Here is a 6,753-nt window from a genome sequence, read left to right as displayed (position 1 = left end):
GTGCCATCGGGTGTCTGACACCCGATGGCACGTCAGACGAGTTCGCGGCGCTCGCTCATCTTCAACGCGACGTATCCGGGGATCGTCGGGAACCAGTAGTTGATCAGGCGGAACAACAGGACCGCCGCCCACGCCGTGGCGTCGTCGACGCCTGCATTCGTCAACACGAGCACCAATGCGGCCTCGACCGCTCCGACGCCGCCGGGGGTCGGCACCGTGGACGCGATGGTGGTGGCGACCATGTAGAGCGCGCCGAGAGTGGCGAACGAGAGGTCGATGTCGAATGCTCGGCACGAGGCGACGAACGCCACGATCGTCATCAGCTTTCCGAGGGTCGCTCCACCGAAGAGCAACGCCATCTTGGTCGGTCGCCGGGCCAACTCGCCGAAGTCCGTGCGGATCTTCTGGACCGTCGACTTCACGAAGGAGACGACCCATCGACGGAGCTTCGGAGTCAGCGCAATGGCGATGGCCGCCACGATCGCCGCACCGACGAACACCAGAACGACCGTCAGATCAGGACTGCCACCGCCACCATCGGAACTCGTGTCGGAGGACACGTCGGTGCTGCTCCACAACAGGAAGAAGGCGATGAAGCCGACCTGGACGACGCCACTCACGGCCGACGTCAACCCGATCGCCGCCGCGGCGACGGTGCCGTCGGTGCCGCCCTTCTGCAGGTAGCGGATGCGCATCGCCATGCCGCCGGCGTTCATCGGGGTGAACCGGTTGAGGAACGACTGGCCGAACATCACGATGATCGCCTCGCCGAGTGCGATCGGTCTCACGACCGAACCGCTCAGCGACATCGCACCGGCCACCGTGCCCATCAGCGTCGCGAGGAGGACCGGGATCGCCCAGACCCAGTTGATCCCCGACATCGCCTCCCGAATCTCCGACCAGTTCGAGACGAGCGTCAACAGGAAGAAGGCGAGAACGCCGAATCCGACCCACGTGACAACCTTTGCGATGCTGACCCGTTCGAGCTCCGCCAGCTCGACCTCGTCGACACCGAGCCGATCCTGCAACCCGGTCCGCAGCTGATCGATCAGCTCCTTGTGGTGACGAACCTCCCGCTGCGCTCGCGCCGGGAGTGCCCGGACCTGAACGAACGGCAGCGTCGTCTCGAGCAGTCGGGCATCGACGATGCGCACCGCGGAGTCGAGCGACCGGTCGACGCCGACCACGAGCGCCATCGAGACCAGCAGATCGGCGCGGTCGATCGCCCGCGATTCATCGCTCGACGCGAGCAACGCGGTATCCATCCCGAGCAGCGTCACCTCGTCGCCGTCGAGGACGAGGTTGGAGCCGGACAACGACCGGTGCGCGATGCGGCCGGCGTGGAGTCGACCGATCTGACGCCAGGCGTCGTCGAGGGCGGCATCGGTGACCGCGTCGGGATCCGCATCGGTGAGGGGTTCACCGTCGGGATGCGCCGAGACGTACACGGCGCTCTCGGAGTCGGCCGGAGCCACGGCCAGGATCTCCGGCACGCGTGCTCCCGTTCGTCCGGCCATCGATGTGGCGAGTGCGATCTGGGCGGCGCGTACCCGGGGCTTGACGGAGAGCTTCTGCTCCTCGACGTCGCGCACCTTGATCGACCGGATCACCCGTGCGAACAGTTCGGCATCCCGATCATCTCGATCGAGGTAGGTCACGTCGACGAGCCGGCCGTCGTCGCGGCCGTGATAGGTCCGCAGACCGCGCTCGGTCGCTTCGTCGCCGAGGGCATCGATCTCGAACCCACCGGCATGGAGGGCGGCACTCAGCGAAGCCGCACCCGGCCGCCGTTGCGGTGATCCGAACGCCACGAGCGCGGCCGACCCGATCGCGGCACCGAGTGTCACGGTGACCGCGATGCTCACCGGAGCCTGAGTTGCGCTGAGGACTCGAACAGCCACGGCCACGCCGACAGCGAGCCACGAGACGCGCCGCCAGTACGACGACATCAGCGGAGAGGCCACCGACGCGCCGGCAACGAGCGCGGCGAGATATCCCACCGACGGGAGATCGGTCGCGACGAACGAACTCGACGCCAGATCCGTGATCTCGACGGGAGGAGCGACCCTGGTCAGCCAGTTCGTCAGCAGGACCATGACGACACCGCTGACCACGGAGGCGCCCACCACGAGAGCGGTCGCCCGCCGCGTCCGCCGAATGAGCAACCAGCCGACGACGATCACCGGGATGACGAGCAGCGACAGCTGTGCGAAACCGACGAGCGCGTAGCGCAGCGGCGTCGGCATCCGCGAGAAGAGTTCGACCAGATCCGACGAGACGTTCGTGAGCGCCGTCGGAAAAGCTGCGGTGAGCGCGAGCACCGCAGCGAGCATCAGCAGCCGCACCATGAGGCGCGCCACATCCACGGGATGTCGCTTCCAGTCGCGACGATCCTGCTCGCGCAGTCTCAACCGCTTCGTCGTGGCCGATTCCACGCGCACAGCATGCATCATCCGACGTCGCGCGGTGCAACATCCGTCGGCAATCGGAAACCGACGTCGGCACCGCCGCCGACGGCCTCACGGACCCACACCTCGCCGCCGTGCAGCTCGACGATCTGGGCGACGATCGACAGCCCGAGTCCGGAACCCGGCATGGCCCGAGTCGACTCGCTGCGATGGAACCGTTCGAAGACGTGCGCGCGGTCGTCCGGTGCGATTCCCGGACCGCGGTCGCGCACACTGACCGTGCCGTCGGAGCTGACGATCGTCACCGGCTCGCCGGCGGGGCTGAACTTGTCCGCGTTGCTGACCAGATTGCTCACGGCCCGTTCGAGCATCGCTGCATCTCCCTGCACGGTGCTCGACCGGACATCGAGTTCGATCGGCCGATCGCTGCGCTGTGCCCATCGGGCCGCCACACCATCGACCACGCCGGCCAGGTCGACGGGGACGCGCTCCAACGCTCCGTCGCGCTGATCGGTTGCCAGGTCGATCATCTCGTCGAACAGGTCGCCGAGTTCCACCAGCTCCGACCGGATCGCCGCCAGGATCTCCGCCCGCTCGGCGGCAGGAAGATCGCCCGCGCGTTCGAGCATGGCGACGTTGGCGCGCAGGCTCGTGAGCGGAGTCCGCAGCTCGTGGCCGGCATCGTGGATCAACCGATGCTGCTGGGCACGGCTCGCTTCCAGCGCGTCGAGCATCGTCGCGAAACTCGCGGCGAGTTGTCCGATCTCGTCGGTCCGTCCCGCTTCGCCGACGTCGGTGGTGAAGTCGCGGGTCGTCGCGACATCGGTGACCACCCCCGTGAGCCGGCGGAGCGGAGCTGTGGCCGTCGTGGCGAGCAGCCAGCCGATCAACGCGGCCAGTGCCGCGACCACGATGGCGATGACGGCGAAACGTCCGACCAGCGCGCGCAGCACCTCGTCGTTCTCGGCGGTCGAACGGGCGACCTGGACGAGCCCTCCCTGCGCACCGGCGAGCGAAGCCATCCGATACGACTCACCGTCGATCGCGACGTCCTCGTAGACCACCTGTGTACCGGAGCCCGATCGGCTGTCACGCAGGTCCTCGGCCGCCGCCGTGACCGGCAGCTCGACGCTGCTCGACAGACCCCGCCCCTCCGGTCCCGAGATCTGGATGATCGAATCGTCGTCGGCGACGGGTAATCCGTCGCTCACCCGACCTTCGGCTCCCGGGCGACCACGCACTCCCGGTTCGCTTCGGTCGAGGACGAGGTCGCGAGCGTTCTCGACCGTTTCGTCGGCACGGGCGCGCAGGAACCGATCCGTCGAATCACGCAGTTCGAGCGCCGTGCTGCGATACGAGATCGCACCGACCAGACCGCTTGCGACCAACGCGACGAGGCCGAACAGGATCGCCAACCGCGATCGCAAGCTCATGACACGGTCCTCACGCGGCCACCGTCACTCGGGGTCCGGAACCCGCGCCACGTAGCCGACTCCGCGGACCGTGTGGACGAGTCGTCCGGCGCCGTCGTCCTCGAGCTTGCGGCGGAGATAGCCGATGTGGACATCGAGTGACTTCGACGAGGCCTCGAAGTCGTAGCCCCAGATCTCCTCGTAGATCGTCGACCGCGACAGCACGATCTCGGCGTTGCGGACCAGGTACTCCAGGATGTCGAATTCCGTCTTGGTCAGATCGACGGTGCGCCCGCCACGGGTGACCATCCGCTTCGCGGTGTCGAGCGTCAGATCACCCAGAACGAGAACGGGTGCGCCCGCTCCGCTGTCGGTCCGGCGGAGCAACGCTCGGATCCGTGCGAGCAGCTCTTCGACCTCGAACGGTTTGGGGAGGTAGTCGTCGGCGCCTGCATCGAGGCCCTCGACCCGATCGGCTGTCGCTCGACGCGCGGTGAGGATCAGGATCGGCGTGCGGTCGCCTCGGTCGCGCAGCTTGCGTGTCAGCGTGACGCCGTCGACGAAGGGCATGTTGACATCGACGATCGCCGCGTCCGGGCGGTGTTCCACGAACGCCTCGAGCGCGGCAGCGCCGTCGTTCACGGGCACCGTCGTGTACCCCTCGAAGCGGAGGATGCGATCGAGTGCTTCGCGGATCTGCTTGTCGTCTTCGGCGATCAGGACGGTGGACATGGGTGAGTTCAATCTACGACGCCATCCGGACGCGGCCGAGGTGCCCGACCGCGTCACGGTCGGGCACCCCTCGTTCGCCCCGAGCCGATCGTGCGGCCCTGGTTCGGCTCGACGTCAGCTCTCGACGAGGACGAGTTCCTCGGTCTCCTCACCGGGGGTCGCGTCGTCTCCCGCAGCGTCGTCGGCAGCAGCCGCGTCGTCACACTGCCCCGGTCCGTGACCGCCACCGGGGCCGCGGCCCCCGCGACGACCCTCCAGCACGCGACCGCCCTCGTTGACGGTGGTGGTCGCGCGCTCCTCGAACTCGGCCAGCTTCTCGGCGGCTTCGGCTTCGTCCACGCGGCCGTTCTCGACGGCTTGGTCGAGCCGCTCGCTCATCTGGGCGACGATCAGGTCGATCACGGACTGGACGTCGACGCCGTTCGCCTCGGCGATCTCGGCGAGGGTCGCTCCGTCGCGGAGCTGCTCGCGCAGTGCGTCCGCCTCGACCCCGAGCAGGTCGGCGAGTTCCTGTCCACGGCCCTCACGCTCGGCCGAGTCGGTCGTCGTGTCGTCGGCAGGGCTCTCGGTCGAGTCGGTCGTGTCCTCGGCTGTGTCCTCGGTTGTGTCCTCGGTTGGTGTCTCGTCGGTCTGGGCGTTCGCGATTCCTCCGAGTTGGGAGGCGCCGAGCAACGTCCCACCGGCGAGGGCCGCGGTCAAAAGCCCGGTGCGGATGCGGGTCGTCTGGTTCTTCATGGTGTGAACTCCTGGTTCTCGTGGTTGACAGGTGCCACGAAACGTCCCGTTGGTGAGCGGCGAGCGAGCGAAACCACAAGATTCGGTAAGGATTCGTGACCGATGCCCTTCCGTGGTTCTGTCGGTCGATCGTGCAATTGGCTGAGTTTCCGGGCACCGTGGGGTGGTGCAGAAGGTCGACATCGCGATCATCGGAGGCGGGCCGGCCGGTGCTGCCGCAGCGATCCGCGCCGCTCGACAGGGCGCGTCGGTGATCGTGTTCGAGAAGGGGCCGCACGGTCGGGACAAGGTATGCGGCGACGGACTCACGCCCCGGGCGGTCGGTGCACTCCGCGAACTCGAGATCGACATGGCCGACGCACATCGGATCCGCGGTCTGCGGATGATCGCCGGGAAGACGACCCGCGAACTCGACTGGCCGACGACCGGCCGGTTCCCGAACCACGGCGCGGTGTGGCCACGACGACGCCTCGACAAGGCGCTGATCGATGCGGCCGCCGCGGCCGGAGCGGAGATCCGTTTCGAGTCCGAAGCGCTTCCCGTGCTGGACGGCGACCGCGTCGTCGGCGTCGAGGTCCGTCCCACCAGCGACGAGCGTGTCCCGACCGGTGCGGCCGAGCGAATCGCCGCCGACCTCACGATCGTCGCCGCGGGCCCGCCCGGGCAGGTCGCTCGGATGCTCGGCGCCACGCGCGTCGACGGTGAGACGTTCGGTCTCGCCATCCGCAGCTACGCCGAGACACCGCGGCACGGCGACGAGCACCTCGAGGCGATGCTGTCACTCGAGGACGAGAACGGAACCGCCGTGCCCGGGTACGGGTGGATGTTCCCCGCGGGCGATGGCACGGTCAACATCGGCGTCGGCGCCCTGTCGACGATGAAGGGGTTCAAGAAGTTGAACCTCAACACGATGCTCGATTCGTATCGACGTGTGGTCGAGCCCGACTGGGAGATCGGACCGAACCTCGAGCGACCGCGGGCCTGGCGGCTCCCGATGTCGACGCAAAAGCGGGTCGGTCCCGGTTGGGTCGCGATCGGGGACGCAGCCGGTCTCGTCAATCCGATGAACGGTGAGGGCATCGACTACGGCCTCGAGTCGGGGATGCTCGCCGCCGACCTGTTCATCGACGATCCCGCCACCGTGATCGAGCGGTACGACGCGGAGGTCGGCGAACGGTTCGACGCGTTCCTTCGAACGGGCCGTCGGTTCTCGTTCCTGATCGGGCACCCGTGGATCCTCAAGAACGGTCTGCGGTTCTCGGTCAGCACCGAGTCGATCGCGAACATCACGCTCGCCGTGATGGGCAACCTCGTCGACAACGAGACTCCCGGTGCCGCCGGGCGCGTGATGTGGCTCGCCGACAAGGGCCTCGGCCTCGCCGATCCCCTCCTCCGCAAGACCCGCGCCGCCGCCTGAACCCGTTCTCGTGAACTGTTCCAGCGCTCCGTGCGCGAACTGTTCACGA

Annotated in this window: 5 protein-coding genes; 1 reads left to right on the top strand and 4 read right to left on the bottom strand. The window is 67.9% G+C overall.

Features of this window, described 5'->3' with window-relative positions:
• Positions 1 to 32: 32 nt before the first annotated feature.
• The 4 genes from ON45_RS17705 to ON45_RS22460 form a co-directional block, all read right to left on the bottom strand.
• Positions 33 to 2,435 (bottom strand): lysylphosphatidylglycerol synthetase family protein, encoded by a 2,403-nt coding sequence (locus ON45_RS17705; RefSeq protein WP_158412498.1) that lies wholly within the window; start codon positions 2,433 to 2,435, stop codon positions 33 to 35.
• A 14-nt stretch (positions 2,436 to 2,449) separates the two neighbouring features.
• Complete coding sequence (locus ON45_RS17700) at positions 2,450 to 3,841, bottom strand: sensor histidine kinase (RefSeq protein ID WP_040495626.1); 1,392 nt, start codon at positions 3,839 to 3,841, stop codon at positions 2,450 to 2,452.
• 24 nt (positions 3,842 to 3,865) lie between these two features.
• Complete coding sequence (locus ON45_RS17695; protein ID WP_040495625.1) at positions 3,866 to 4,552, bottom strand: response regulator transcription factor; 687 nt, start codon at positions 4,550 to 4,552, stop codon at positions 3,866 to 3,868.
• A gap of 114 nt (positions 4,553 to 4,666) precedes the next feature.
• Positions 4,667 to 5,287 carry a hypothetical protein gene (locus ON45_RS22460; RefSeq protein WP_040495624.1) on the bottom strand — a complete coding sequence of 207 codons (621 nt, stop codon included), beginning with the start codon at positions 5,285 to 5,287 and terminating at the stop codon, positions 4,667 to 4,669.
• A gap of 166 nt (positions 5,288 to 5,453) precedes the next feature.
• Here ON45_RS22460 and ON45_RS17685 point away from each other — a divergent pair, with 166 nt between their 5' ends.
• Positions 5,454 to 6,704: an NAD(P)/FAD-dependent oxidoreductase gene (locus ON45_RS17685; RefSeq protein ID WP_158412496.1), complete on the top strand. Its 1,251-nt coding sequence runs from the start codon at positions 5,454 to 5,456 to the stop codon at positions 6,702 to 6,704.
• The last annotated feature ends 49 nt before the right edge of the window (positions 6,705 to 6,753 follow it).

The sequence above is a fragment of the Ilumatobacter nonamiensis YM16-303 genome (assembly GCF_000350145.1).
Taxonomy (GTDB): Bacteria; Actinomycetota; Acidimicrobiia; order Acidimicrobiales; family Ilumatobacteraceae; genus Ilumatobacter_A; species Ilumatobacter_A nonamiensis.
This window is presented reverse-complemented; position numbering and strand designations above follow the sequence as displayed.

Coding starts and splice junctions, on each gene's coding strand:
- ON45_RS17695 (WP_040495625.1), bottom strand. CDS start 4,552: ATGTCCACCGTCCTGATCGCCGAAGACGACAAGCAGATCCGCGAAGCA.
- ON45_RS22460 (WP_040495624.1), bottom strand. CDS start 5,287: ATGAAGAACCAGACGACCCGCATCCGCACCGGGCTTTTGACCGCGGCC.
- ON45_RS17700 (WP_040495626.1), bottom strand. CDS start 3,841: ATGAGCTTGCGATCGCGGTTGGCGATCCTGTTCGGCCTCGTCGCGTTG.